25 protein-coding genes are annotated in these 26774 nt (G+C 66.8%); 19 read left to right on the top strand and 6 right to left on the bottom strand.

Features of this window, described 5'->3' with window-relative positions; genetic code table 11:
* Positions 1-33 precede the first annotated feature (33 nt).
* Positions 34-2658, bottom strand: coding sequence for an alanine--tRNA ligase (alaS, locus tag ACIGJC_RS11050; protein WP_483708815.1), 2625 nt, complete (start codon positions 2656-2658; stop codon positions 34-36).
* A gap of 291 nt (positions 2659-2949) precedes the next feature.
* Between alaS and ACIGJC_RS11055 the strand changes: the two genes are divergently transcribed.
* From ACIGJC_RS11055 to ACIGJC_RS11065, 3 genes are all read left to right on the top strand, one after another.
* On the top strand, positions 2950-4170 hold the full coding sequence (locus tag ACIGJC_RS11055; RefSeq protein WP_483708817.1) for a CaiB/BaiF CoA transferase family protein: 1221 nt from the start codon (positions 2950-2952) through the stop codon (positions 4168-4170).
* A 146-nt stretch (positions 4171-4316) separates the two neighbouring features.
* Positions 4317-4772, top strand: a complete 456-nt coding sequence (locus tag ACIGJC_RS11060; RefSeq protein WP_483708818.1) for a DUF2214 family protein — start codon at positions 4317-4319, stop codon at positions 4770-4772.
* Positions 4773-4810: 38 nt separating this feature from the next.
* Positions 4811-5812: a tripartite tricarboxylate transporter substrate binding protein gene (locus tag ACIGJC_RS11065; protein WP_483708819.1), complete on the top strand. Its 1002-nt coding sequence runs from the start codon at positions 4811-4813 to the stop codon at positions 5810-5812.
* A gap of 4 nt (positions 5813-5816) precedes the next feature.
* Here ACIGJC_RS11065 and ACIGJC_RS11070 read toward each other — a convergent pair whose 3' ends face one another.
* Positions 5817-7583: a potassium/proton antiporter gene (locus tag ACIGJC_RS11070; protein WP_483708820.1), complete on the bottom strand. Its 1767-nt coding sequence runs from the start codon at positions 7581-7583 to the stop codon at positions 5817-5819.
* Positions 7584-7931: 348 nt separating this feature from the next.
* Here ACIGJC_RS11070 and ACIGJC_RS11075 point away from each other — a divergent pair, with 348 nt between their 5' ends.
* Together ACIGJC_RS11075 and ACIGJC_RS11080 are read left to right on the top strand one after the other, a co-directional pair.
* Positions 7932-8393: a tripartite tricarboxylate transporter TctB family protein gene (locus ACIGJC_RS11075; RefSeq protein WP_483708821.1), complete on the top strand. Its 462-nt coding sequence runs from the start codon at positions 7932-7934 to the stop codon at positions 8391-8393.
* Between the two features lie 13 nt (positions 8394-8406).
* The gene (locus ACIGJC_RS11080; RefSeq protein WP_483708822.1) at positions 8407-9909 is read left to right on the top strand and encodes a tripartite tricarboxylate transporter permease; all 1503 of its coding nucleotides are present in this window, start codon (positions 8407-8409) and stop codon (positions 9907-9909) included.
* A 107-nt stretch (positions 9910-10016) separates the two neighbouring features.
* Here the strand turns inward: ACIGJC_RS11080 and ACIGJC_RS11085 are convergent, their stop codons facing one another.
* The gene (locus ACIGJC_RS11085; protein WP_483708823.1) at positions 10017-10901 is read right to left on the bottom strand and encodes a LysR substrate-binding domain-containing protein; all 885 of its coding nucleotides are present in this window, start codon (positions 10899-10901) and stop codon (positions 10017-10019) included.
* 194 nt (positions 10902-11095) lie between these two features.
* Here ACIGJC_RS11085 and ACIGJC_RS11090 point away from each other — a divergent pair, with 194 nt between their 5' ends.
* The 4 genes from ACIGJC_RS11090 to ACIGJC_RS11105 all read left to right on the top strand — a co-directional run bounded on the left by ACIGJC_RS11090 (position 11096) and on the right by ACIGJC_RS11105 (position 15431).
* Positions 11096-12073 (top strand): Bug family tripartite tricarboxylate transporter substrate binding protein, encoded by a 978-nt coding sequence (locus ACIGJC_RS11090; RefSeq protein WP_483708824.1) that lies wholly within the window; start codon positions 11096-11098, stop codon positions 12071-12073.
* Positions 12074-12129: 56 nt separating this feature from the next.
* Positions 12130-13755 carry a gamma-glutamyltransferase gene (gene ggt / locus ACIGJC_RS11095; RefSeq protein WP_483708826.1) on the top strand — a complete coding sequence of 542 codons (1626 nt, stop codon included), beginning with the start codon at positions 12130-12132 and terminating at the stop codon, positions 13753-13755.
* 168 nt (positions 13756-13923) lie between these two features.
* Positions 13924-14784: a PhzF family phenazine biosynthesis protein gene (locus tag ACIGJC_RS11100; RefSeq protein ID WP_483708827.1), complete on the top strand. Its 861-nt coding sequence runs from the start codon at positions 13924-13926 to the stop codon at positions 14782-14784.
* A 29-nt stretch (positions 14785-14813) separates the two neighbouring features.
* A complete protein-coding gene (locus ACIGJC_RS11105; RefSeq protein ID WP_483711523.1) occupies positions 14814-15431 on the top strand; it encodes a pyridoxamine 5'-phosphate oxidase family protein in 618 nt (205 codons plus the stop codon).
* A 25-nt stretch (positions 15432-15456) separates the two neighbouring features.
* Here ACIGJC_RS11105 and ACIGJC_RS11110 read toward each other — a convergent pair whose 3' ends face one another.
* Positions 15457-16896: a CoA transferase gene (locus tag ACIGJC_RS11110; protein WP_483708828.1), complete on the bottom strand. Its 1440-nt coding sequence runs from the start codon at positions 16894-16896 to the stop codon at positions 15457-15459.
* A gap of 256 nt (positions 16897-17152) precedes the next feature.
* On the opposite strand from ACIGJC_RS11110, the gene ACIGJC_RS11115 reads away from it, so the two are divergent.
* The 7 genes from ACIGJC_RS11115 (at position 17153) to ACIGJC_RS11145 (ending at position 21734) form a co-directional block, all read left to right on the top strand.
* Entirely contained in the window at positions 17153-18913 is a 1761-nt protein-coding gene (locus ACIGJC_RS11115; protein ID WP_483708829.1) for a glutamine--tRNA ligase/YqeY domain fusion protein, read from the top strand.
* On the top strand, positions 18913-19155 hold the full coding sequence (locus tag ACIGJC_RS11120; protein WP_483708830.1) for an RNA-binding S4 domain-containing protein: 243 nt from the start codon (positions 18913-18915) through the stop codon (positions 19153-19155). Before ACIGJC_RS11115 ends, ACIGJC_RS11120 begins: the two co-directional genes overlap by 1 nt.
* A gap of 63 nt (positions 19156-19218) precedes the next feature.
* Positions 19219-19605 carry an MAPEG family protein gene (locus ACIGJC_RS11125; protein ID WP_483708832.1) on the top strand — a complete coding sequence of 129 codons (387 nt, stop codon included), beginning with the start codon at positions 19219-19221 and terminating at the stop codon, positions 19603-19605.
* Between the two features lie 13 nt (positions 19606-19618).
* Positions 19619-20206 (top strand): YceI family protein, encoded by a 588-nt coding sequence (locus ACIGJC_RS11130; protein WP_483708834.1) that lies wholly within the window; start codon positions 19619-19621, stop codon positions 20204-20206.
* A gap of 110 nt (positions 20207-20316) precedes the next feature.
* Entirely contained in the window at positions 20317-20625 is a 309-nt protein-coding gene (locus ACIGJC_RS11135) for a hypothetical protein (protein ID WP_211948713.1), read from the top strand.
* A 126-nt stretch (positions 20626-20751) separates the two neighbouring features.
* Positions 20752-21300, top strand: a complete 549-nt coding sequence (locus ACIGJC_RS11140) for a YaeQ family protein (RefSeq protein WP_483708835.1) — start codon at positions 20752-20754, stop codon at positions 21298-21300.
* An 86-nt stretch (positions 21301-21386) separates the two neighbouring features.
* Entirely contained in the window at positions 21387-21734 is a 348-nt protein-coding gene (locus ACIGJC_RS11145; RefSeq protein ID WP_011297011.1) for an FKBP-type peptidyl-prolyl cis-trans isomerase, read from the top strand.
* A 45-nt stretch (positions 21735-21779) separates the two neighbouring features.
* Here the strand turns inward: ACIGJC_RS11145 and ACIGJC_RS11150 are convergent, their stop codons facing one another.
* Positions 21780-22100: a hypothetical protein gene (locus tag ACIGJC_RS11150; RefSeq protein ID WP_483708836.1), complete on the bottom strand. Its 321-nt coding sequence runs from the start codon at positions 22098-22100 to the stop codon at positions 21780-21782.
* Between the two features lie 225 nt (positions 22101-22325).
* Here ACIGJC_RS11150 and ACIGJC_RS11155 point away from each other — a divergent pair, with 225 nt between their 5' ends.
* Both ACIGJC_RS11155 and ACIGJC_RS11160 read left to right on the top strand, forming a co-directional pair.
* Positions 22326-23114, top strand: a complete 789-nt coding sequence (locus ACIGJC_RS11155; protein ID WP_483708838.1) for a gamma-glutamylcyclotransferase — start codon at positions 22326-22328, stop codon at positions 23112-23114.
* A gap of 16 nt (positions 23115-23130) precedes the next feature.
* Entirely contained in the window at positions 23131-23931 is an 801-nt protein-coding gene (locus tag ACIGJC_RS11160) for an ankyrin repeat domain-containing protein (RefSeq protein WP_483708839.1), read from the top strand.
* 25 nt (positions 23932-23956) lie between these two features.
* On the opposite strand, the gene ACIGJC_RS11165 is transcribed toward ACIGJC_RS11160, so the two are convergent.
* Positions 23957-25669 (bottom strand): long-chain fatty acid--CoA ligase, encoded by a 1713-nt coding sequence (locus ACIGJC_RS11165; protein ID WP_483708841.1) that lies wholly within the window; start codon positions 25667-25669, stop codon positions 23957-23959.
* A 199-nt stretch (positions 25670-25868) separates the two neighbouring features.
* Between ACIGJC_RS11165 and trxA the strand changes: the two genes are divergently transcribed.
* A complete protein-coding gene (trxA, locus tag ACIGJC_RS11170) occupies positions 25869-26714 on the top strand; it encodes a thioredoxin (RefSeq protein ID WP_483708842.1) in 846 nt (281 codons plus the stop codon).
* Positions 26715-26774 lie beyond the last annotated feature (60 nt).

The following is a 26774-nucleotide window of genomic DNA, read 5'->3' on the forward strand; positions in this document are numbered from 1 at the left end:
CCGAAGCGCCCTTTTGTCAAAGTCGGGAAACCCTCAAACCTTCGCCGACACCCACTCCGCCACGCCGGACAGCGCCTGCGGCAGATTGGCCGGATCGGTACCACCAGCCTGCGCCATATCAGGACGACCACCGCCCTTGCCGCCGACCTGCTGCGCGACAAAGTTGACCAGCTCGCCCGCCTTCACCTTGCCCGTGGCATCGGCCGTGACACCAGCGATCAGGCTGACCTTGCCATCGGCCACCGCCGCCAGCACAATGGCCGCGCTCTGCAGCTTGTCCTTGAGCTTGTCCATGGTCTCGCGCAACGTCTTCACGTCAGCGCCGTCGAGCTGGGCGGCCAGCACCTTGAGGCCCTTCACGTCGACCGCCTGCGCGGCCAGCTCATCGCCCTGCGAGGAAGCCAGCTTGCTCTTCAGGCGCTCCAGCTCCTTCTCCAGCGCGCGGACCTGTTCCTGCACCTGGCCGATGCGCGGCACCAGTTCCGAAGGCTGGGCCTTCAGCGCGGCGGCGGCTTCGTTCAGCTTGGCGTCGAGCTTCTGCAGGTAATGCAGCGCGTTGTCGCCGGTGATCGCTTCCACGCGGCGGATGCCGGCGGCCACACCCCCTTCCACCACGATCTTGAACAGGCCGATGTCGCCGGTACGGTGCACGTGGGTGCCGCCGCACAGTTCCTTTGAAGTACCGATCGACAGCACGCGCACGTCATCGGCGTACTTCTCGCCGAACAACGCCATGGCGCCACTCTTGACCGCGTCATCGAACGGCATGACTTCGGCATGCGTGTCCTGGTTGCTAAGGATCTCGGCGTTGACGATCTCTTCGACGCGGCGGATCTGCTCGTCCGTCATCGGCGCGTTGTGCGAAAAGTCGAAGCGGGTCTTGTCGGCATCGACCAGCGAGCCCTTCTGCTGCACGTGGCTGCCCAGCACTTCGCGCAGCGCCTTGTGCATCAGGTGCGTGGCCGAGTGGTTGCGCACGGTGCGCGCGCGGCGCAGTGCATCCACCTGCGGCTGCACGGCGTCGCCCACCTTCAGCGCGCCGCCTTCCAGCGTGCCCTGATGGCCGAACACTTCAGCCTGGATCTTGGTCGTGTCAGCGACGGCGAACACGGCATTGCCGGCCTTCAGCACGCCTTGGTCGCCCGCCTGACCGCCGGATTCCGCGTAGAACGGCGTGTTGTCGAGCACCACCACGCCGGTCTGGCCCGGTTGCATGGCGTCGACCGCGGCGCCGTCCACATACAGCGCGATGACCTTGGCCTGCGGCAGTTCCAGCGTCTCGTAGCCGTGGAACACGGTCTTGTCGCCCGAGTACTCCAGGCCTGCCGCCATTTTGAACTTGCCGGCGGCGCGAGCCTGCTCGCGCTGGCGATTCATGGCGGCGTCGAACGCGGCCTCGTCCACGGCGATTTCCTGCTCGCGGCAGACGTCCTGCGTCAGGTCCAGCGGGAAGCCGAAGGTGTCGTGCAGCTTGAATGCCAGTTCGCCGTCGAGCGTCTTGCCGCCCTTGAGCTTCAGCTCGGCCAGCGCGGCATCGAGGATCGACATGCCGTTCTCGATGGTCTCGAAGAAGCGCTCTTCCTCGGCCTTCAGCACTTCGGTCACGCGGCCCTGGGCTTCCGCCAGTTCCGGATAGGCCTGGCCCATCTGCGCGACCAGGTCGGCCACCAGCTTGTGGAAGAACGGGGTCTTCTGGCCCAGCTTGTAGCCGTGGCGGATGGCGCGGCGCACGATACGGCGCAGCACGTAGCCGCGGCCTTCGTTGCCGGGAATCACGCCGTCGACGATCAGGAACGAGCACGCGCGGATATGGTCGGCGATGACCTTCAGCGAGTTCTGGTTCAGGTTGTCGCAATGCGTTTCACGACCGGCGGCCTTGATGAGCGCCTGGAACAGGTCGATCTCGTAGTTGCTGTGCACATGCTGCAGCACCGCGGCAATGCGCTCCAGGCCCATGCCGGTGTCCACGCACGGCTTGGGCAGCGGCGTCATGGTGCCCTGCTCGTCGCGGTTGAACTGCATGAACACCAGGTTCCACACCTCGATGTAGCGGTCGCCGTCTTCCTCGGGCGATCCCGGCGGGCCGCCCCACACGTCCGGGCCGTGGTCGAAGAAGATTTCCGAGCATGGGCCGCACGGGCCGGTGTCGGCCATCTGCCAGAAGTTGTCCGAGGCGTAGCGCGCGCCCTTGTTGTCACCGATGCGCACGATGCGCTCGGCCGGCACGCCGACTTCCTTGGCCCAGATGTCGTAGGCCTCGTCATCCTCGGCGTAGACCGTCACCCACAGCTTTTCCGCCGGCAGCTGGTAGACCTTGGTCAGCAGTTCCCACGCGTACTGGATGGCTTCGCGCTTGAAGTAGTCGCCGAACGAGAAGTTGCCCAGCATCTCGAAGAACGTATGGTGGCGGGCGGTGTAGCCCACGTTCTCGAGGTCATTGTGCTTGCCGCCGGCACGCACCGAACGCTGCGCCGAGGTGGCGCGGCTGTACGGGCGCTTGTCGGTGCCGAGGAACACGTCCTTGAACTGCACCATGCCGGAATTGGTGAACAGCAGCGTCGGGTCGTTCGCCGGCACCAGGCTGGACGAGCGGACCACGGTATGGCCCTTCGATTCGAAGTACTGCAGGAACTTGCTGCGAATGTCGGAGACTTTCATGGGATGGCGGACGCTGCCCGCGGCGTGCAGGGCGCGACGAATCAGTGTTGGATTTGCAAACCGTTGATTATACGGGCAAGCCAGCTGCAAAAGGACATGGCCGCCGAGCAGGACAGAGCGACCCCGAGCCGGCCGGCTATCGCCCATTTCCGGTGGAGTTAAGCGTCGCATAAGGCACCCTAGAACGCGCCCGCGCGGACCCCGGTGGTACATTGCAGGCTGCCTGCGCCGGCCATGCCGCCGGTCCGGCAATCCCCCTTTACACCCTGCATCCGGAGTGCCCTCACTGCCATGGGAGCCTTAAGCCATCTTCGCGTTCTCGACCTGACCCGTGTCCTTGCCGGGCCGTGGTGCGCCCAGAACCTTGCCGATTTCGGCGCTGACGTCATCAAGATCGAGCGGCCCGGCGCCGGCGACGACACCCGCACCTGGGGACCGCCGTGGCTCAAGGCCGAGGACGGCAGCGACACCGCGGAAGCCGCCTACTACCTGGCCGCCAACCGCAACAAGCGCTCCGTGACGTGCGACATCTCGTCGCCCGAAGGCCAGAAGCTGGTGCGCGAACTGGCCGCCCAGAGCGATGTGGTGCTCGAGAACTACAAGGTCGGACAGCTGAAGAAATACGGCCTGGACTACGAATCGCTGAAGGCGGTCAAGCCGGACATCATCTACTGCTCGGTAACCGGCTTTGGCCAGAGCGGCCCGTATGCGGCCCGGCCCGGCTACGACTTCATCATCCAGGGCATGGGCGGTTTCATGAGCCTGACCGGCGAGCGCGACGACCTGCCGGGCGGCGGTCCGCAGAAGGCCGGCGTGGCCATTTCCGACCTGATGACCGGCCAGTACGCCACCATCGCCGTGCTGGCCGCGCTGGCGCACCGCGAGCGCACGGGCGAAGGCCAGTACATCGACATGGCCCTGCTCGACGTGCAGGTGGCGATGCTCGCCAACATGAACACCAACTACCTGGCCAGTGGCCAGGCGCCGCGCCGCTGGGGTAATGCGCACCCGAACATCGTGCCCTACCAGACTTTCCAGGCGGCCGACGGCTGGCTGATCGTCGCGGTCGGCAACGACGGGCAGTTCCGCAAGTTCGTCAACGACGGCGGCCAGCCGGAACTGGCAGACGATCCGCGCTTTGCCACCAACCCGCAGCGCGTGGCCAACCGCGACGTGCTGGTGCCGATCCTGGCCGAGATGGTCCGCACGCGCACCCGCGCGCAGTGGATCAGCGACCTGGAAGCGGCCGGCGTGCCATGCGGGCCGATCAACTCGCTCGACGAAGTGTTCGAGGACGAGCAGGTCAAGGCGCGCGGCCTGCGCGTGGACCTGCCCCACCCGAGCGCCGGCGAGGTCAAGCTGGTGGGCAGCCCCATCAAGATGAGCGTCACGCCGCCCGAGGCGCTGCGCCATCCACCGCTGCTCGGCGAGCACACCGACACGGTGCTGACCGAGTCGCTCGGCTATAGCGCCGAACAGATCGCGGTCCTGCGCGCCAAGGGCGTGGTATAAGAGCCACTTGCGCCGGAACCGGCGCAAGCAGTTGTTGATCAGTCGTCCCCCGAAGCTGTTCCGCGCGGCCGGCACTGCCTGCGCCCGATGCCCCAGCGGGTCTGGGGCCCCGACTGTTCACGTCGGTGGACCCACCCGGAGACTCCATGCTGACCGATGCCCTGCTGGCCTTCTTCCACTTCCTGGCCATCTTCCTGCTGATCACGCTGATGGCCGCCGAGGCTGTGGTGCTGCGCCCCGATATCACGCCAGCCACGGTGCGCCGGCTGTCGATCTACGATGGCGTGTATTTCGCGTCCGCGCTTGCGGTGCTGGCGACCGGCCTGTTGCGCCTGTTCTACGGCGCCAAGGGCGCCGACTTTTACCTGCACAACCCGTGGTTCCACGCCAAGGTGACGGTGTTCGTCATCATCGCGCTGTGCTCGCTGCCGCCGACGTTCGCGATCGCTCGCTGGCGCAAGCAGAGCCGCAAGCTGCCCGATTTCGTTCCATCGCCATCCGAGATCAAGAAGGCCCGCCGCTGGGTCATGATCGAAGCCCACCTGGTGATCCTGCTGCCCCTGTGCGCCGTGATGATGGCGCGCGGCATCGGGGCCAGGTAAGGCGCTGCAAACCTGTTTTCGTGTCCCCTGAAATCGTCATGCTGAAGAAACTGCTCGCCGCCACTGTCGTCGCGGCCATGCTGCCGGCCGCAGCCGCCATCGCAGCCACCCCGGCCGCCTATCCGACCAAGCCGGTCAAGTTCGTGGTGCCCTACCCGGCCGGCGGCCCGCTCGACACGGTGGCGCGCGCCATCGGCGAGAAGCTGCGCGACAGCCTCGGGCAGCCGGTCGTGGTCGAGAACAAGCCGGGCGCCGGCGGCAATCTTGGCGCGGACTACGTCGCCAAGCAGCCGGCCGACGGCTACACCATCGTCATGGGCGCGGTGGCCACGCACGCCATCAACCCGACGCTGTTCAGCAAGATGCCCTATGACCCGGTGAAGGATTTCGCGCCGGTCACGCTGGTGGCGGACGTGCCCAATGTGCTGGTGATGCATCCGGGCAAGGCCGCGGAGCTGCATATCAACAATGTGCGCGAGCTGGTCGAGTACGCGCGCAAGCACCCCGGCAAGCTGGACTACGCGTCCGGCGGCAACGGCAGCGCCGGCCACCTTTCGGGCGAGTTGTTCAAGAGCATGGCGAAGGTCAGCATGGTCCATATCCCGTACAACGGCGCATCGCCCGCGCAGCTGTCGGTGCTGTCGGGGCAGACCGACCTGATCTTCGACAACCTGGCCTCGGCCTCGGCCAATATCAAGGCCGGCAAGCTCAGGGCGTTCGCGGTGACCACCGCCAGCCGCGCGGCGGCGTTCCCGGAACTGCCGACCATCGCGGAAGCCGGGAAGGGCCTGGGGCTCGAAGGTTTTGATATCTCCACGTGGTTCGGCGTGTTCGCGCCGGCCAACACCCCGCGCGAGATTGTCGACCGCCTCAACCACGACATCGTCGCCATCCTGAAGACCGACGATATGAAGGCGCGCCTGGCCCGGATCGGCGCGCAGCCTGCGCCCACCACGCCGGAACAGTTCGGCGCGCTGGTGCAGCGCGAGCTGAAGAAGTACGCGCAGATCGTGCGCGTGTCGGGCGCGAAGGTCGATTGAGCAGTTAAGCCTGGCGCTTGCGGCGGATGCCCCAGCGCCGGATGCCCGTCGCGCCTTCGGTGCGGGGCAGCAGCAGGCCGACCTGGATGATGCGCGGCCCTTCCATGCGCGCCGCTGTCAGGTGCAGGCCGGCGATCACGACGCTGTCGCCCTCGACGGGAGGCGAGTCGAAGCTGGCCTGCATGGCATCGCCGAGCGTCAGCGGCGACTCGGCGGCCGTCAGCTCCCGTTCGCCGTAAAGGCGCACCACATCGCGCAGGAACGCGTCGCCGGAGAGCAGGAAATCGTGCGTCACCTGCTCCCACGCCGGCGCCGGGCCAGGCGCCTGGAACAGCGCCGCGAGCCGCGGCAGCACCGTGGCGGGCGCCATCACCGCCACCGTGTCGCCGGCGCGCAGCACGGTCTGGTCGAGCGGCGCGAGCGCGTCGTCGCGGGCGACCGTCAACAGCCGGCACCTGGGCGGCAACTCCAGCTGGTCGGCCCGGACGTTCTCGACCGGCGCGTTGATGCTGACGCGGAACTGCATGACCTCCAGTGTCGGCCCATGGACCCCACGCAGGCGCGAGCGCGCCAGCGGCTCCGGAAACCCCGGACGCAGCACCCGGGCCAGGCGTGCGGCCGGCTTCACGGTCGTGCCTTGCAGCAGCAGGCTGGCCAGCACCACGGCAAACGCCACGCGGAAGATCAGGCCGGACTCCGGCAAGCCGCGCAGCAAGGGAAACAGCGACAGCACGATGGGCACCGCGCCGCGCAGGCCCATCCAGGCGATAAAGCCCTTCTCGCCCACGTTCAGCCGGAACGGCAGCAAGGCCAGGAACACGGACGCCGGCCGGGCCACCAGCATCAGGAAGGCCGCCACAGCTATCGCGGGCAGCGCGATCTCCCAGATCCGGTGCGGCGCCACCAGCAAGCCGAGCAGCAGGAACATGGCCGACTGGGCCAGCCAGGCCATACCGTCCATCGCGCGCATGGTGTCGGACGTCACGGCGCGTTCGCGGTTGCCGACCAGCATGCCGGCCAGGTACACCGCCAGGAAGCCACTGCCGCCCAAGGTCTGCGTGATGGCAAAGATCATCGCGCCGCCGGAGCAGATCAGAATGGCGTGCAGGCCTTCCGCGACCTCGATGCGCTCAAGCACATGGGCGAGGCAGTAGCCAAGTCCGAGCCCCAACACGGCGCCAACGCCAAACTGCACGCCCAGCCGCATCGCCAGCGCCACCGGCGTCAGTCCGTTGGGCGCCGCAATCCACTCCATCAGCGTCAGCGTCAGGAAGATCGCCATCGGGTCGTTAATGCCCGATTCGATCTCCAGCACGCTCGCGACGCGGTCCTTCAGGCGGATGCCGCTGCTGTGCAGCGTCGAAAACACGGCGGCGGCGTCGGTGGAGCCGACGATGGCGCCCAGCAGCAGGCCGAGCTTCCAGTCGATTTCCAGGATCCACGCCGCGAACAGGCCGACCAGCCCGGCCGTCATCAGCACGCCCACGGTAGCCAGCGCCAGCGAGGGCCGCAGGGCTACGCGGAAGGTCGCGTAGCCGGTACGCAGCCCGCCGTCGAGCAGGATCACGGCCAGCGCGAGGTTGCCGACCAGGAAGCTGAGCCAGGTATTGGAGAAGCGGATTCCGCCAGGGCCGTCGACCCCGGCCAGCATGCCCACCGCCAGGAACACGAGCAGGAACGGCACGCCGGCGCGTGCGGAGAAGGCACCCACCACGATGCCCAGCGACATCACGACGGCGCCAATCAGGATGACGTGGTCAACACTTTCCAAGCGGTGCCTTTCTACCTTTCGGTACCTTACAGCGAGTGTCGTTACAGCCACCCGACCGAGCCGGGCGGAGCCTGTCTGATGATAGCGCAGCACCTTGCAAGCCTGCGCGCGGACTCTTGTCCGATCACCCGCCAGCCCGCCTCCAGTCTCGCTTTGCCGCTTTTAAGCGCGATCTCATTAGGAGATACCCTCAGCATGACCAATATTGCAGACATCTGAAAGGTAGCTGAAAGGTCGCACCCTTACCTTGCACCCTGCCCGAGAGAAGGGCCGGCAGTGCGCCAGCTGTATTGCACCGCACCACCGGCTCCCGGCAGATTTCAAGCAGTCTTATCGAGGAGAATCATTTTGCGCATACGTAGCCAAAAGGACTTTGCCTCCGGCCTGATGTTCATCCTGGTCGGATTCGGCTTTTCCTGGGTCGCACGCGGCTATTCCATGGGAACCGCCGCCAAGATGGGCCCGGGATATTTCCCATTCTGGCTCGGCGTCGTGCTCGCCCTGCTGGGCGCGCTGGTGCTGTGGGGGTCGTTGTCCGCCAAGGCGGAAGAGGACCACCTGGCCCGCTGGGATATCAAGTCGCTGTTGTGGATCCTGGGTGCTGTCGTGCTGTTCGGCCTGATGCTCAAGCCGCTGGGCATGGTGCTGTCGGTGCTGGCGCTGGTGCTGGTGTCGTCGATGGCCAGCCATGAATTCAGCTGGAAGGGCGCCGTGCTCAACTCGATCATCCTGGTGGTGATCAGCCTGGGCGCGTTCGTGTACGGCATCAACCTGCAGATGCCGGTGTGGCCGGCCTTCCTGGCTAGCTAAGGAGACCGCCAACATGGAACTGCTCTCTAACCTGGGACTGGGCTTTGCTACCGCCCTCTCCTTCCAGAACCTGGCCTACGCCTTCCTGGGCTGCGTGCTGGGTACGCTGATCGGCGTGCTGCCGGGCCTGGGGCCGCTGGCCACCATCGCCATGCTGCTGCCGGTGACCTACACCCTGCCGCCGGTGGCCGCGCTGATCATGCTGGCCGGTATTTACTACGGCGCCCAGTACGGCGGTTCGACCACCGCCATCCTGGTGAACCTGCCCGGTGAATCGTCGTCGGTGGTAACCACCATCGACGGCTACCAGATGGCCAGACGAGGGCGAGCGGGGGTCGCGCTGGCCACAGCGGGCCTGGGCTCGTTCTTCGCCGGCTGCGTGGCCACGCTGATCCTGGCCGCGTTTGCCGCGCCGCTGTCGGAACTGGCGTTCAAGTTCGGCCCCGCCGAGTACTTCTCGCTGATGGTGCTGGGCCTGATCGGCGCCGTGGTGCTGGCTTCGGGTTCGCTGGTCAAGGCGATCTCGATGATCGTGCTGGGCCTGCTGCTGGGCCTGGTCGGCACCGACGTGAACTCGGGCGCCGCGCGCTTCTCGTTCGACGTGCCGGAACTGACCGACGGCCTCAACTTCGTGTCGGTGGCCATGGGCGTGTTCGGCTTCGCGGAAATCATCGCGAACCTGGAGCAGAAGGAAAACCGCGAAACCTTCACGGACCACATCACCAACCTGTTCCCGAACAAGGACGATTTCAAGCGCATGATCCCGGCCGTGCTGCGCGGCACGATGCTAGGCTCGGCGCTGGGCATCCTGCCGGGCGGCGGTGCGGCGCTGGCTTCGTTTGCGGCGTACTCGCTGGAGAAGAAGACCTCGAAGTACTCGCACGAGTTCGGCAAGGGCGCCATCGAAGGCGTGGCAGGTCCGGAATCGGCCAACAACGCCGCGGCACAAACCTCGTTCATTCCGCTGCTGACGCTGGGCATTCCGCCCAATGCCGTGATGGCGCTGATGGTCGGTGCGATGACCATCCACAACATCCAGCCTGGTCCGCAGGTGATGTCGAGCAACCCGGCGCTGTTCTGGGGCCTGATCGCCTCGATGTGGATCGGCAACTTCATGCTGATCGTGCTGAACCTGCCGCTGATCGGCATCTGGGTGAAGCTGCTGAAGGTGCCCTACCGCTACCTGTACCCGGCCATCCTGACGTTCTGCTGCATCGGCGTGTACTCGGTCCAGAACACCACCTTCGACGTGTTCCAGACCGCGGCCTTCGGCGTGATCGGCTACCTGTTCATCAAGCTCAAGTGCGAACCGGCGCCGCTGCTGCTCGGCTTCGTGCTGGGGCCGATGATGGAAGAGAACTTCCGCCGCTCGCTGCTGCTGTCGCGTGGTGACTTCAGCGTGTTCGTGACCCGTCCGCTGTCGATGGGCCTGCTGATCGCCGCCGCGGTGCTGGTGCTGATCGTGGCCTCGCCGTCGATCAAGGCCAAGCGCGAGGAAGCGTTCCAGGAAGAATAGAAAGAAGACCGCCAGCCATTGGCCGGCAATGCAGTGCAATGCCAGGGGCGTCGCGAGACGCCCCTTTTTTCATTGAGCGTCGACGTCCGTCGCCACCGCTTTGCCGCTCAGCCGCCAAACAACTCGGAGCAGGCCGTCCTGACCGCGCTGGTCACATGGCCCCGGCCATGATCGCGCCGCTCCAGCATGCCGATGGTCCGCATGACGGGCTCGTCATTGACCAGCAGCGGCAAGATCCGCAGCGCAGCATCATCGCGCCAGCGTGCGCGCTGCAGCAGCGGCACCACGGTCACGCCCACCTCTTGCCTCACGAGTTCGACGAGTGCCTCGATCGAATTCAGTTCGAGGAATTCGTTGACCCGCAGGTGTGCGCGCCGCAGCGCGCGATCGACCAGCATGCCGGTGCGCTGGCTGCGGTCGAAACGCAGGTAGGGATTGGCCGCCAGCGCTTCGCGCACGTCCTCCCCGGCACTGCCCTGTGCTGCAACGGCAACCAGCGGTTCATCGTAGAGCGGCGTCCAGCGCAGCGTGCCGGGTATCCGCGCGGCGCCTTCGACCAGGATGGCGGCATCGAGCTCGCCCGACTCGACCATCGCCGCGAGCTCGATGGACTTGGCCCCGACCAGCCTGACTTCCAGCGCCGGATAGGCCCGCTTCATGCGCGCCACGACATGCGACAGGCCACCCATCACCGACACCACCGCCCCCACCGCCACCGCGCCGGCCATGGCCTCTGGCTGGGTCTGCGGCAGGCGCATCTCGTCATACAGGGCGAGCAGGTGCCGCGCGCGCGGCAACAGCTCGCGTCCGTCGGCATTGAGGACGGCGACGCGACCGCTGCGGTCGAACAGCTCGCGGCGCAGCTCGGTTTCCAGCGATCTCATCTGCAGGCTTACAGCGGCCTGCGTGAGCGCGACATGGCCGGCGGCGGCGGCGAAGGAACCATGTTCGGCCACGGCAACAAAGGTACGCAGGAATCGGATCGTGCTCATCGGGAAACCGGCAAAGCGCCATTGGACAGGCGCGAATCACAAGGAAAACTTGTGTCAAGGAAAAGAAATATTAGCTTTCTTTGTGATATCGGGCGCGGAATAATAATGCGCAGGCAACCTGATGCTGCGCGCATCCGGTCTGCCGGCCCTGACGTTGTTCCGCCGACCTGATTCGCCCGATTCCGGAGAACCGAATGAAATCCTGGCTGCGCCTGCTCGGCTTCTGCCTTGCCTCTGGCCTTTGCCTGGCCGCCACGCCGGCCCTGGCCGACAACTACCCCAGCAAGCCGATCCGCCTGATCGTGCCGTTCCCGGCCAGCGGCGCCACCGACCTGCTCGCGCGCGCGATCGCGCAAAAGGTTGGTGCCAACATCGGCCAGCAGATCGTGGTGGACAACCGGCCCGGCGCGGGCGGTGCCATCGGCTCGGACATGGCGGCGAAGGCGTCCCCTGACGGCTACACGCTGCTGATCGCCACGACCAGCACGCATTCGATCGGCCCGTACATCAACACCCACCTGCCCTACAACACCGAATCCGACTTCACGCCGGTCGGCCAGGTCGCGATTGCCACCAATGTGCTGGTGGTGCCCAACAGCTTGCCTGTGAAGAACGTGCGCGAGCTGATCGACTACGCAAAGAAGCACCCGGGCGAACTGAACTACGCGTCCAGCGGCAACGGCACCGTCGTGCACCTGACCGCCGAGGCGTTCAAGGCCCAGGCCGGCGTCTTCATCACCCACATCCCCTACCGTGGCACGGCGCTGGCTGTACCGGACCTGATCTCGGGCAAGGTGCAGGTGCTGTTTGACAGCATCGTGTCCGGCCTGCCCCACGTGAAGGACGGCAAGCTGAAGGCGCTGGCCGTGACCAGCCTGAAGCGTTCGCCGCTGGCACCGGAGATCCCGACGGCCAGCGAATCGGGCCTGCCCGGCTTTGAATCCGATACCTGGTTCGGCATCTACGGCCCCAAGGGCATGCCGGCCGACATGGTCAACCGGCTCAATGCCGAATTCAACAAGGCCATCCAGTCGCAGGACGTGAAGGACCGCCTGGCCAAGCTCGGCGCCGAGCCCGTCGGCGGCACGCCGGCGCAGTTCGCGGCGATGGTGAAGAAGGACAGCGCCCGCTGGGGCAAGCTCATCAAGGATCGCAAGATCACGGCAGAATGACGTGATGCCGCGGCCGGCCCCGCCTGGCCGGCGGCCACGAGACAACGGACAAGACCATGCAGAACTTCAACTGGACCAACCCCTACCCCTCCGTGCGCATTCCGCTGTTCGCGCGCAACGTGGTGTCGACTTCGCATCCGCTCGCTGCGCAGGCGGGCCTGCGCATGCTGCTCAAGGGCGGTAATGCCGTGGATGCGGCCATCGCCGCCGCGGCGGCGATCACCATCGTCGAGCCCGTGTCCTGCGGCCTGGGCAGCGATGCCTTCGCCATTCTGTGGGACGGCAAGGAACTGCACGGCCTGAACTCGTCCGGCGTCGCGCCGGCCGCTTGGAACCCAGAGTATTTCAAGAGCAAGTACGGCACCGATGCCAACGGACTGGCGAACCGCCCGATCCGCGGGTGGGACTCGGTCACGGTTCCCGGCGTGGTCGCGGGCTGGGCCGCGTTGCACGAGCGCTTCGGCAAGCTGCCGTTCGCCGACCTGATGGAACCTGCCATCGAGATCGCTGAACGTGGCTACGCGATGCCGCCCGTGGTGGCGCACAAATGGGCCGCCGCGGTGCCGGAACTCAAGGACCAGCCGGGCTTTGCCGAGACCTTCATGCCCAACGGCCGCGCGCCGCAGGTCGGTGAGAAGTTCACCATGAAGGCCGCCGCCGAGACGCTGCGCAAGATCGGCGAGACGCGTGGCCGCTCGTACTACGAAGGCGAGATCGCCGAAAAGATCGCCGCCTTCAGCAAGCAGTGCGGCGGCGCGATGACGCTGGACGACCTGCGCAATTACCGGCCCGACTGGGTCAAGCCGATCAGCAAGTCCTATCGCGGCTACGAGTTGCACGAGATCCCGCCGAACGGCCAGGGCATCGCGGCGCTGATCGCGCTGGGCATCCTCGACCAGTTCGACCTGAGCGCCCTGCCGGTGGATTCGGTCGATTCGCAGCACCTGCAGATCGAAGCGATGAAGCTGGCGTTCGCCGACCTCTACCGCTACGTGGCCGACCCGCGCAGCATGGAGGTCACGCCCGAGCAGATGCTCGATGACGCCTACCTGAAGTCGCGCGCGAAGCTGATCGACATGCAGCGCGCCACGCACTTCGATTTCGGCATGCCCAAGGTTGGCGGCACCATCTACCTGACCGCGGCCGACGAGAACGGCATGATGATCTCTTTCATCCAGTCGAACTACATGGGCTTCGGCTCGGGCGTGGTGGTGCCGGGCACCGGCATCAGCCTGCAGAACCGTGGCGTGGGCTTCTCGATGGATCCGAAGTCCGCCAACGTGGTCGCGGGCGGCAAGCGGCCGTTCCACACCATCATCCCGGCATTCCTGACTCGCGACGGCCAGCCGGTGATGAGCTTCGGCGTGATGGGCGGCGACATGCAGCCGCAAGGCCACCTGCAGACGGTGGTCCGCATGCTCGACTACAAGCAGCAGCCGCAAGCGGCCTGCTGCGCGCCGCGCTGGAAGGTCAACCGCGACTTCACGCTGGACGTGGAAAGCACCATGGACCCGGCCACCGTCGAAGGCCTGAAGGCACGCGGCCACCAGCTCAAGTCGGTGGACGATCCGTACATGGACTTTGGCTCGGGCCAGTTCATCTGGCGCCTGTCGGAAGACGCCGAGCATGGCTATGTCGCCGCCAGCGACAGCCGGCGCGATGGACAGGCCGTCGGCTACTGACCGCCGTCCCCCGCCACAGCACGAAGGGCGCTTCCGGATACGGGCAGCGCCCTTTTTGTTGGACGCGTTTCGCATATGCGAACTGGCCCGCCGGCCGGCAGCGCAACTGTCCATGGCACCACGATATCGGGCGGCTACACTGTGGTGCACTTCCCTGCCGAGACCATCATGACGACTTACGCGTTTCGCCTGCTCAACGTCTTCGCCGAATCCACGTTCGGCGGCAACCCGCTATGCGTCTTCGAGGATGCCCGCGGCATGGACGACGCCACCATGCAGGCGCTGGCGCTGCAGTTCAACCTGTCGGAAACCACCTTCATCCTGCCTTCGGAACAGGCGCATGCGCAGGTGCGGATCTTCACGCCCGGCTATGAAATGCGCTTTGCGGGGCATCCGACGCTCGGCACCGCGCATGTCGTGCGCGACCTGGTCGCCAGCGGCGACCGGCTGACGCTCGAGTTCAAGGCTGGCGTCGTGCCCGTCGAGGCAAGCGGCGATGTCTGGACTTTCACGGCCCCGCACGCCGGAGCGCCCAGGACCGCCGCCGTGGACCTCACCGATGCGGAAATGGCGGCACTGCTGGGACTGGAAGCGCGCGACCTGCTGACCGCGCCGATGTGGGTCGATACCGGTGCGGACCAGTTGCTGGTTGCGGTCCGCAGCACGGATGCAGTGCAGCGGGCGCGGCCGGACACCGCGCGGCTGGAGCAATGGCCGCAAAGCAGCCTGGGCCGCAAGACCGCCTATGTGTTCGCCTTTGATCCGACCCGACCGGGCCGCGTGCTCGCGCGGTATTTCTTCAGCAAGCAAGGTGGCGGGGTGGCGGAAGATCCGGGTACCGGTTCCGCATGCGCCAATCTTGGCGGCTGGCTGCTGGCCAATGCGCACGTGCTGCCGGCCGAGTACGAAATTGATCAGGGCGCCGCTGTCGACCGCCCCTGTACGCTGCGGCTGGCCGTTACCGCCGCGGGCGCAATCCGTGTCGGCGGCCGCGTGATCGAAATCGGCCGCGGCACCGTCACGCTGTAACGCGAGCCTGCTCTCTCATGATCGCCCCCATGGATCCGCACACCATCGCCACGCTCGCCGAACTCGAAGCGCTGTATGCGCAGCCAGCTGCGCCATCGCTTGCCAAGGAAGTCGATTACCTGCATCCGTATTACCGCGCCTTTGTCGAAGCAGCGCCGCTGTGCCTGCTTTCGACGGTCGGCAAGGACGCCGCCGAGTGCTCGCCGCGCGGCGACACGCCCGGCTTCGTGCAGGTGCTGGACGAACGCACGCTGCTGATGCCCGACCGGCGCGGCAACAACCGCATCGACAGCCTGCGCAATATCGTCGCCGACCCGCGCGTGGGATTGCTGTTCGTGATCCCGGGCATCGACGAGACCCTGCGTGTCAACGGGACGGCGCGGATATCGGTCGATCCGGACCTGCTTGCCAGGTGCGCGGTCGATGGCAAGCCTCCCGTCTCGGTACTGGTCATCCACGTGCAGGCCGTGTTCTTCCAGTGCGCCCGCGCGCTGCTGCGTTCGAAGGTGTGGGACGCCGGTTCCCGGCGTGCGCGCAGCACGCTGCCCAGCAATGGCGAAATTCTGGCCGCGCTGAGCCGCAACGCGATCGACGGGAAAGCCTATGACCGCGAACTGCCCGAGCGGTTGCGCACTACGCTTTACTAGGAACAGACCGGCGCCTGATGCAGCGTCAGGCGCGCGGCAGCCACTCGGCCACGTGGGTGCCGAGCGGCTCCGATGGCAGGGTCCAACGGGCTGGCGTCTCGGACAACTGCGCTGCGTGGCGCACCACGGTCAGCATGCCAAAGCCTGATGGCAGAACTTCCAGCAGATCGGCCACATCATCGATTTTCTGCTCCGGTGCCTGCAGCCCTGCCGGCACACGGCCAAGGCTGCGTAACCACTGCCCGACCTGCGCCAGCGAAACCCGAACGTGCCAGCTGCCGCCTTCCGTGGCGCGGCGGTGCAGCGCCGCCATGGCGCCGAACGCCAGCAGGTAGCCGGCTGCGTGGTCCAGCACCTGGGCCGGCAGCGGGTGTGGCGCATCCTCCCCGGCAGCCTGCGCTTCGGCATGGTTGAAGCCTGTGGCCGTCTGCACCAGCGAATCGAATCCCCGCTTGCCCGACCACGGGCCGACATGGCCATAGGCACTCAGCGACGCATAGACCAGGCCAGGCCGCGCGCGAACCGCGGCCTCAGGGCCTACGCCGAGGTCGGCGAGCCCGCCGGGCCGGTATCCCTGGATCATGACGTCGGCGCCGTGCAGCAGCTTGTGCAGCGTGCGCTTGTCGTCGGGATCGCGCAGGTCGAGCTCGCAGTTGCGCTTGCCGCGGCCGGTATCGATGACCAGCGGCGCAATCGACGGCAGGTGTGCCGCCGTGACCAGCAGCACGTCGGCGCCATGTGCCGCCAGCGTGCGTCCGGCTACCGGACCCGCGATGATCCGCGTGAAATCCAGGACCCGGACTCCGGAAAGCGGCCGCCCTTCGGCCGCCGGCGGCGCGGGCAGCGATTGCGGCGGCGCTTCGCCGATCCGCTCCAGCGTGACCGGTGGCAGCCCGCGCAACGCCTCGGCCTGGGGGTGCCGGTCCCACTCATCGAAGCTGCGCATGGCGGCGACCACGAGGCCGGCGTCGGAGGCCGTGGCTTCGAATGCCTCGGCTTCCCACTTGCCCAGCGCCGCCTGCACGGCGGCCTTGTCATGGGCGCAGCCGAGCAGGCGCAGCACGCCGTCGCGGTGGTGCGGGAAATTGGTATGCAGGCGGACCCAGCGGCCATCGCCGCAGCGGTAGACGCCGGCGATCTTGTCCCACAATTCGGGCGCCGCGCCGCCGTCGACGCGCAAGTAGCGCTCGCTGCGGAACTCTGTGATGGCGTGGCGCATGTCCACGGCCACCTGCTGCCAGCGTCCGGTGCGCTGCTGCCATAGCGCCGCGGCGGCCAGTGCCGAAGCTGCCAGGCTGGCCTGCGCCGCCGTGCCGACGGCAAAGCTGGACGGGAGCACCGGATCGACGCCCGTCAGGGCAAGATGGCCCAGCGCGTCGGCGGGCAGGCCGGCGTCTTGCCACAAGCCGGCGGCGACGTTGGCGGGCGCGGCGGGAACGGAAGCGGTATCGAGACTGGCAGTCATGGCGGCAAACCCCGGAAAGATGGCGGCTGGCGCGAGGGCAGCCGGCCGGTGAACGTCCGGCCTACATGCTACCCCCGGACGTCACTTTCGGCTGCCCTGGCGGACTGCCCGGGGCAGCGTCGTACACAAAAAGCGAGCACAATTCCGCCATGCTCGCGCCGGGTGGCGCCGTTGGCACGGTAAAATCACGAAATTGGCAATCCGCCACGCAACACTGAAGACCGAGCGGTCCATCCAGCCGCCACACGGCGCCACCATGAGCCACGACAACAAGCCTACCGACAGCACGCCCGCCTCGCCCGCAGCTTCCAACTTCCTGCGGAGCATCATCGACCACGACCTCGCCGCCGGCACCTATGCCGGCCGCCAGGACAGCCAGGGCGAGCCGCTGCCGACCGTCATCACCCGCTTCCCGCCGGAGCCGAACGGCTACCTGCATATCGGCCACGCCAAGAGCATCTGCCTGAACTTCGGCCTGGCGCGCGACTACGGCGGCCGCTGCCACCTACGCTTCGATGACACCAACCCGGTCAAGGAAGACACCGAATACGTCGACTCGATCATCGACGCGGTGCACTGGCTGGGCTTCTCCTGGGACAACAGGACCCCGGGCGGCCAGCCGCACCTGCACTACGCAAGCGACTACTTCGACCAGCTCTACACGTTCGCCGAGAAGCTGATCGAGCGCGGCGCGGCCTACATCGACAGCCAGAGCGCCGAGCAGATTGCCGCCAACCGCGGCAACTTCTCCGAACTGGGCAAGCCTTCGCCGTTCCGCGACCGCAGCGTCGAGGAAAACCTGCAGCTGTTCCGCGACATGCGCGACGGCAAGTACAAGGACGGCGAGCATGTGCTGCGCGCGAAGATCGACATGAGCGCGCCCAACATCGTCATGCGTGATCCGGTGCTGTACCGCATCCGCCATGCGCACCACCACCGTACCGGCGACAAGTGGTGCATCTATCCGATGTACGACTTCACGCACTGCATTTCCGATGCGATCGAGAACATCTCGCATTCGCTGTGCACGCTCGAGTTCGAGAACAACCGCCCGCTGTACGACTGGGTACTGGAACACCTGCGCGATTGCGGCGTGTTCAGCGATCCGCTGCCGCACCAGTATGAGTTCGCGCGCCTGAACCTCACCTACGCCATCACCAGCAAGCGCAAGCTCAAGCAGCTCGTGGACGAGCAGCGCGTGGAGGGCTGGGACGATCCGCGCATGCCGACCATCGTCGGCATCCGCCGCCGCGGCTATACGCCGGAGTCGATCCAGCTGTTCTGCGACCGCGTCGGCGTGGCCAAGGCCGATAGCTGGATTGACATGAGCACGCTCGAGGGCTCGGTGCGCGACGACCTGGACGGACGCGCCGCGCGCGGCGTGGCCGTGCTCGACCCGCTCAAGCTGATCCTGGACAACTACCCCGATGGCCAGACCGAGGAATGCTCGGCGCCCGTGCATCCGAAGAAGCCGGAGCTGGGCAAGCGCGTGTTCCCGATCTCGCGCGAGCTGTGGATCGAGCGCGAGGACTTCAACGAGACCCCGCCGAAGGGCTTTTTCCGCCTGTTCCCGGGCAACAAGGTGCGCCTGAAGTACGGCTACGTGATCGAGTGCACCGGCGTGGACAAGGACGCCGACGGCAACGTCGTGGCGGTGCATGCCAATTACCTGCCCGACACCAAGAGCGGCACGCCGGGCGCGGACAGCGTCAAGGTCAAGGGCGTGATCCACTGGGTCAGCGCCGCAGCGGCCTATGAATGCGAAGTGCGCCTGTACGACCGCCTATTCAACGACCCGAACCCGGATGCCGGCGGCAAGAACTTCCTGGAAGCGCTGAACCCGGACTCGAAGCAGGTCATCACCGCCTACCTCGAGCCGAGCCTGCGCGACGCCGCGCCGGAAGACCGCTTCCAGTTCGAGCGCCATGGCTACTTCGTCGCCGACCGCGTCGATTCGCAGCCGGGCAAGCCGGTCTTCAACCGCATCGTCGGGCTGAAGGACAGCTGGGGCAAGTGATGGCAAAGGCAGGCAAATCCCAGGTGCAGGTCATCACGTTCCCGCTCGATCGCGAGTTCATTGCGCTCAACGACCTGCTCAAGCTGGCGGGTGTGTGCGACAGCGGCGGCGCCGGCAAGGCGCTGGTCGCCGCCGGTGAAGTGTCGGTGGACGGAGAGCCCGAATCGCGCAAGACTGCGAAGATTCGCGCCGGCCAGGTTGTCAGCCTGCCCGGTATCGACATCCGGGTGGTCGCGGCCTGACGGCTGGCGGTCGGCAGCGGCGCCGCCGCTGCCAGGAATGCAGCTTCACGGAAGGACGGAACCATGCCGATCGCATTCTGGTGTGTCCTCGTGGCGGGCATTTTGCCTGTCGTGACGGTGGCTGTTGCCAAGGCCGGCGGCAAGGCCTTTGACAACCACGACCCGCGCGGCTGGCTGGAGCGCCAGAGCGGCCGCGCGCGCCGCGCCGACCTGGCGCACCGCAACCATTTCGAAGCGTTCCCCTTCTTTGCCGCGGCAGTGCTGGTAGCCACCCATCTGCAGGCGCCCCAGGCTCGCATCGACGAACTGGCGATGGTCTTCATCGTTGCGCGCGTGCTGTACACCGTGTGCTACCTGACCGATCGCGCCACGCTGCGCACGCTGTGCTGGACCATCGGCTTCCTGTCGGTGGTCGGCATCTTCCTGTTGCCCGTCTTCGTGCATAACTAAGGAACGCCCCGCCATGCGCACGCGTTGCCTTGCGTGGCTGTTGGCCGCCCTGAGCGGGGCGACTGTCGCTGCCCCGGTCGCCTACACCGTCGACCCGACGCATACGAGCGTCTACTTCGCCGCCAACCACTTCGACCGCACCACGGTGCGCGGGCGGTTCGGCAAGATCGACGGGCGGATCGTCTATGACCCCGCCACGGGCGCCGGGGGCATCGACTTCACCGTGGAAACGGCTTCGGTCGACAGCGGCAACCGCAGCCTCGACGGCGTGCTTCGTTCGCCACAGTTCCTGGATGCCGCCAATTCCCCGGTGGCGCGGCTGCGGGCCGACCGCTTCGTCGTCGAGAATGGCAAGCTTGTAGCAGTCGAAGGCGAACTCAACCTGCTCGGCACGACGCGGCCGCTCAGGCTGGAGGTCGATCGCTTCAGCTGCGGCGAAATCTCGCTGTTCGGCATCCGCCGCAAGGTTTGCGGCGGCGACTTCCACGCCACCGTGGTGCGCAGCACCTTCGGCATGACGCGCTTCCTGCCGGAAGTGGGCGATAACGTAAGCCTGCAGATCTCCGTCGAGGCGTCGCCCGCGGATTCGGCTGCGCCGTGACGGCATCCGATCACCTTTACGCCGGGATTTTTTTGTAGAATCGGCGGTTGGCTTCCCTACAATTGCCTGCCGCGCGTCGCATCCTGCGTGCCGGCGACGCGAGACAGACAATGATCGATATCCACTCGGGCGACATCGTGGCCGCCGCGCTGGCGGCGTCCGGCGCCTGCCTGCTGTGCGCCATCCCCCTCGAATTCCTGCGGCGCTTCCCGCTCTGGGCAGTGCGCACCTACGGCCGCGGCGCGCTGCTGCTGCCGTTCCTGGCCATGACGGTCGGAACCTGGCTGTTCCGCCTCACGCTGGCCGGCCAGCTCGACAGCCCTGCCGGGAACGCCATGGTGGTCGCGGCGGCCTTCCTGACCACGGTGCTGATGTCGGCGCTGCTGCGCTTCTACCTCAGCGACTACCGCAAACGCTGACACCCGCCGGCTGGCCAGGCGCCAGCCCGCCCGCGCCGGAGTCGGGCCCGGACATATGGCCGGCCGCCCGATTCACGTATGATGCGGCCTTTCGCGTCGCACGACGCGTGCCGTATCCCTTTCTCCATGGCGCTCAAATCCACCATTTTCAAAGCCGAACTGTCGGTGTCCGACATGGACCGGCCGTACTACGGCAGCCATACGCTGACCATCGCCCAGCACCCGTCCGAAAACGACGCGCGCATGATGGTGCGCCTGCTGGCCTTTGCCTGCGAAGCGAGCGAGACCCTCGCCTTTACGCGCGGCCTGGACGAACCCGACGAACCCGACCTGTGGGACCGCAAGCTGACCGGCGAGATCGAGCACTGGGTGGAGCTCGGCCAGCCCGACGAATCGCGCCTGAAGCGCGCGGCGGCCCGCTCTGACCGCGTCACGGTCTATGCCTACAACGGCGCCAGCGCGCGCGAGTGGTGGAAGGGCATGGCCGGCAAGGCGGGCAAGCTGCGCAATGTGACGATCTACAATGTGCCGACTGACGCGGTCGACGCGCTGGCCGCGCTGGCCCAACGTGCCATGCGCCTGTCCGTGACGATCCAGGACGGCGAAATCTGGGTCAGCGACGATGACCGCAATGTGCAACTGACGCTGGACGTGCTCCAGCGCGCCGCAAGCTGAGCAGGCCCGGGACGCACAGCGCACCGGCCTGCCCGCTCCCCCGCTCCAACCGCATTTTTTTTGCACCAACCGCAAGGAATCACACCATGCAAACCACCCCGTCTGGCCTGCAGTACGAAGACACCACCGTCGGCTCCGGCGCCGAAGCCGTTGCCGGCAAGCACGTGACCGTGCACTACACCGGCTGGCTGTACGAAAACGGCCAGGCCGGCCGCAAGTTCGATTCGAGCAAGGACCGCAACGATCCGTTCGTGTTCCCGCTGGGCGCCGGCCATGTCATCCGCGGCTGGGATGAAGGCGTGCAGGGCATGAAGGTTGGCGGCGTGCGCCGCCTGGTGATCCCGGCCGACCTTGGCTATGGCGCGCGCGGCGCCGGCGGCGTGATTCCGCCCAACGCCACGCTGCTGTTCGAAGTGGAACTGCTGGGCGTCTGACACCGGCCGCGAAGCGGGCGCTGCCCGCTTCGCTTGTGAATGGCCTCAGAAACCGATGGCGGCATTGCCGACATCGACCCGGACCTTGTCGCGGTCCAGCAGGCGCGCCGCGTGGCGGGCATAGTCCTGCGCCCACGCGGTATCGCCGGCAAAGCGCGATTCCCCTGAAAACTTGGCCACGTTCAGGATCTTGTCGATCACGAGCACCTTGCCGACCGGGCTCGACGCCTGGCAGTCCAGCTCGGTGTACTCCTTGTCGAACCAGCGCCACGCCGCCTCTTCCCCGACGGCCGCCAGCTCCGCCTGGCTGATCGAGAATTCGAACTCCTTGCCGTTGCCGAACACCACCGTAAGCGTACGCGCCATTGCCGGTTCTCCAAGGTCGGGATGATGCCGCCATTGTAGAGACTAGGCGGCAGGCTAAGCCAGTCCGAACCGGCCTCAACACGAGCTGGCCTGATCGAGAACAAGGCGGCCGTTGCGGATCGAGCGTTGCCTGGCGCCCACACCCTTGCCTGCCATCGACCCGATATGGCGCTCGTGCCGCTTCCTGGCCCCGCCCGTCGGCCGACTTTGCATTATGCTGGCAACATGGCCATCACCCGACAGGACCTCGAAACGGATCGGCTGCGCACCTCGCTGTGCAGCACGCCGGTCGCGTCCGCCCTGTTGCCCGTGGAAGCCTTCGAGCGTTCCCTGCACGAGGCACTGGCCAGCCGCCCCGACGACTGCGCCCTCCATGGCGATGTCTGGGTCTTCGGCTACGGCTCGCTGATCTGGAACCCGATGGTGGTGCATACCGATCGCCAGCGCGCCACCGTGCATGGATACCATCGCGGCTTCTATCTTTACTCCCGTATCAACCGCGGCACCTGGGATAACCCGGGGCTGGTGCTTGGCCTCGACCGCGGCGGCTGCTGCCATGGCATGGTGTTCCGTATTCCGAGCCACGTGGTGGAGCAGGAATTCCGCCTGTTGTGGCGCCGCGAGATGCTGACAGGCGCCTACCATCCGCGCTGGCTGCGCATCCGCACCGGCCCGGGCGCCGGTTCCGATGGTCCCGAGCAGCGTGCGCTGGCCTTCGTCATGAACCGCGACCACGAAGGTTATGCCGGGCGCCTGCCCGACGCCAGCGTGGTGGAGCGGCTGCGTCACGCCGTCGGCCTCTACGGCCCGGCGCGCGAGTATCTGCAGCAAACGCTGCTGGGCCTGGCCACCCATGGCGTCGACGACCCCTACCTTGGCCGGCTGTGGCGCCAGCTGCAGGACCATGATGCCGCCGATGCGCAACGCGGTCATGGCGGGTCGGCCCGTCCGTCGCAGTCTGGTGGCGAAGAGGCGCCGCTGCCCGCGCCGGCAAGCCCGCACGAGACCGTCTGACCCAGGAGCGAACGCCATGACGCGCCCCTTTGTCCGCACCCGCCGCCACGCGCTTGCCGAAATGCTGGGACTGATGGGCCTGCTGAGCTGTGGCGCCCTGCTGGCCGGCCAGGGTGGCCAGACGCTGGCGGCACGCCCCGCCCGCAGTTCGGAGGAAGCGGGCTCGTCACGCGGCCCACACAGCAACGGCGCACACGTCCCGAATCGCTCGGAAGGGATCACCGCACTGGACCGCAACCTGATCACCGCCGCGACCGGCGGCGATCTGGAACTCGTCAACCGCCTGCTGGCAGCCGGCGCCTCGGCGCAGGCTGTCGACGAACGGGGTCGCAGCGCGCTGCTGGCGGCGGTCTACAACCGGCGCGGCGACGTGGCAAGGACGCTGACTCTGGCCGGCGCCGACGTCAATCGCAAGGACGCCGAATCGAACAGCCCGTTCCTGCTGGCGGCCGCCACGGGCCAGGTCGAGGTGGTGCGGCTCTCGCTGTCGCATGGCGCGGACCTCGCCAGTACGGACCGCTACGATGGCACCGCGCTGATCGCCGCCTGCCAGCACGGCAATGTCGAGGTGGTGAAGCTGCTGCTGCAGAAAGGCATTGCCGTGGACCACGTCAACCAGCTTGGCTGGACGGCCCTGCTCGAGGCCGTGATCCTCGGCGATGGCAGCGCGCGCTATGAAGAAATCGTGCAGTTGCTGATCGACGCCGGTGCCGACGCCAACCTGGCGGACCGCGAAGGCGTGTCGCCCACGCGCCATGCGCGCGAGCGCGGCTACAAGTCGATGGTCAAGATCCTCATGCGCGCACGCGGTCACTGACCGCGGCGCGCTCTGTTCCGCCGCCTCAGGCGGCCGGCGTCTGCGTGTCGGCCGTGCGCGCGTTCTCGGTTTCCTGCAGCTGGCGCCACATCACCTTGCCCGTGCCGGACTTGGGCAAGGCATCGACGAACTCGACCACGCGCGGGTACTTGTAGGCCGCCATGTTTTCCTTGGCCCACTCGACAATGTCCTCGGCCGTGGTCTTGCCTTTGGCCTGCGCGCGCAGCACCACCACCGCCTTCACGGTCTCGCCGCGATACGCGTCGCGCGTGCCGATGATGCAGGCCTCCTGCACCGCCGGATGCTTGTACAGCAGGTTTTCCACCTCGGCCGGCCACACCTTGAAGCCGGAGGCATTGATCATGCGCTTGAGGCGGTCGGTGATGAAGTAGTAGCCCTCTTCGTCCATGCGACCGAGGTCGCCGGTGCGAAAGAAGGTCCTGCCGTCGAACTGGATGAAGGCGTCGCGCGTGGCATCTTCCTTGCCCCAGTAGCCCTTGAACACCTGCGGGCCCGACACGATGATCTCGCCGACTTCGTTGGGCGGCAGTTCCTCGAGCGTGACCGGATCGACGATGCGGGCATCGGTATTGAAGGTCGGCACGCCCAGGCATTGCAGCTTGGGGCGATCCGCCGGATTGCTGTGCGTCGGCGCCATGGTCTCCGACAGGCCATAGCCTTCCAGGTAGTTCAGCCCGAACTGGTCGCGCAGCCGCTCGGCAATGGCCTGCGGCATGGCAGCGCCGCCGCCGCCGATGTAGCGCAGGCTGGACAGGTCGAACTCCGGCAGGTTGGGGCTGGCCAGGAAGTCGATCACCATCGTCGGGATGTTGGTCCAGTGCGTGACCTGGTAGCGCGAGATCAGGCGCCCGGCCACCTCGCGGTCCCAGCGCGGCAGCATCACGACCGTGGCGCCGCTGTAGATCGGGCCGTTCATGCCGTACTGCATGCCCGTCACGTGGAACAGCGGCAGCACCGACAGGATCACCGATTCCGCGCCACTCCCCGACCACGTCGAGCCGCCGATGATGTTGTGCATGACCGAACGATGCGTGTGGATGCAGCCCTTCGGGAAGCCGGTGGTGCCGGAGGTATAGGGCATCACCGCCATGTCGTCGGGGCCGGCCGTATGCGGACCCGGCTGCAAGCCTGCGCCAAGCGCTTCGGCCCACGGCGTGGCGCCGGCCGGCAGCGGATGCTGCGTCGTCAGCCAGGCGGCCGGGGCGTCTTCGGGATGCTCGTGGGTCGCCGGCAAGGCGTCCGCATACTGCGACACCAGCAAATGCTGCAGCCGGTCGGCCGGCGCCAGCTCGGACTGGGCCTGCTCGACACCGGCGCCCAGGTCGGCAGTGCAGATGGCCACGCGCGCACCGGCGTCCGTGACGTAGTGCTTGAACTCTTCGGCCCGGTTCATCGGGTTGACTGGCACCACCACGGCGTCCGCGCGCAGGATCGCGTAGTAACTGATGAGGAACTGCGGGCAGTTCTGCATGTACAGCAGCACGCGGTCGCCCTTCTTCACGCCGGCCTTCTGCTGCAGCCAGCCCGCCAGCGCGGTGGCCTGCGCCTCCAGTTCGCGGAACGTGACAGTCTTGCCGAAGTAGCGAATGGCCGCCTTGTCCGCATAGCGGCGTGCGGAAACCTCCAGGTTGTACCAGAGCGACGTCTCCGGCAGCACGATCGCGGTTGGCACGCGCTTGGGCCAGAACTGGAAATGCGGGCGAGCAAGGGTCTGCATCGAAGAGTCTCCTGGACGGTCTTTGGCGACCTGTTTGTAAGGGTGTCATCGACTATAACCGAACGATCGTTCTATTTTCAATCAATGGCTTTCCCCAATCACGCTCCTGATGTCGGGCTGGCGCGGTTGCATTTGGCGCCCTTGCCCTCACAATCGCTGTATTACAGAACTCCACGCCTGCCCGACAGGCCCCGCAGCCATGAGCGACGTCACCTTGCAGAATTTTGAACCGGAAGTGATCGAGGCCTCGCGCCACGCGCCGGTTCTCGTGGATTTCTGGGCGCCGTGGTGCGGCCCCTGCCGCACGCTGGGCCCGATGCTGGAAAAGCTCGAAGCGGAAGCCGACGGCCAGTGGAAGCTGGTCAAGGTGAATGTGGACGAAAACCAGGAGTTGGCCGGGCATTTCGGCGTGCGCAGCATTCCGCACGTGGTGGCCTTCGCCGACGGGCAGGCGGTCGACCAGTTCACCGGCGTGCTGCCGGAATCGGGCCTGCGCGAGTTCCTGTCGCGCCTCACGCCAAACCCCGCGCTACTGGCACTGGACGAGGCCCGGAACCTGGCCGCGGCGGGCGACCGGCAAGCTGCCGGTGATGCCTTCACGGCAGCGCTGGCGCTGGACCCCGGTTCCGATGCGGCGCGCTTCGCATATATCAGCTTCCTGCTCGACGGCAATGCGCTTGCCGAGGCGGAAGCCGAATTCGGCAAGTTGTCCGCGCAAGCTTCGCAGGACGACGCCTACACCGCCCTGCGCACGCGCGTGGACGCCATGAAGGGCGTGGCCGACCTGCCCGACGAGCAGACCTTGACGAACCGCGTCGCGGCCGACCCGCATGACCTTTCCGGCCGCCTTGACCTGGCACGGCTGCTGATCGCGCGGCAGCAGTACGAACCGGCGCTAGAGCAGTTGCTGGCAATCGTGCGCGCTGACCGCGGCTTCGAGGACGATATCGGCCGCAAGACCATGATCTCGGTATTCGACATGCTGGCCGACCAGCCCGACGTGGTGTCGCGCTGGCGCCGGCAACTGAGCACCTCGCTCAACTGACGGCCTCTGGACGACGTGGCGCGGTAAACTGGCGGCCCTGATTTCCGGCATTGCGCCCGC

The organism is Cupriavidus sp. C3SS-1, from assembly GCF_057073755.1.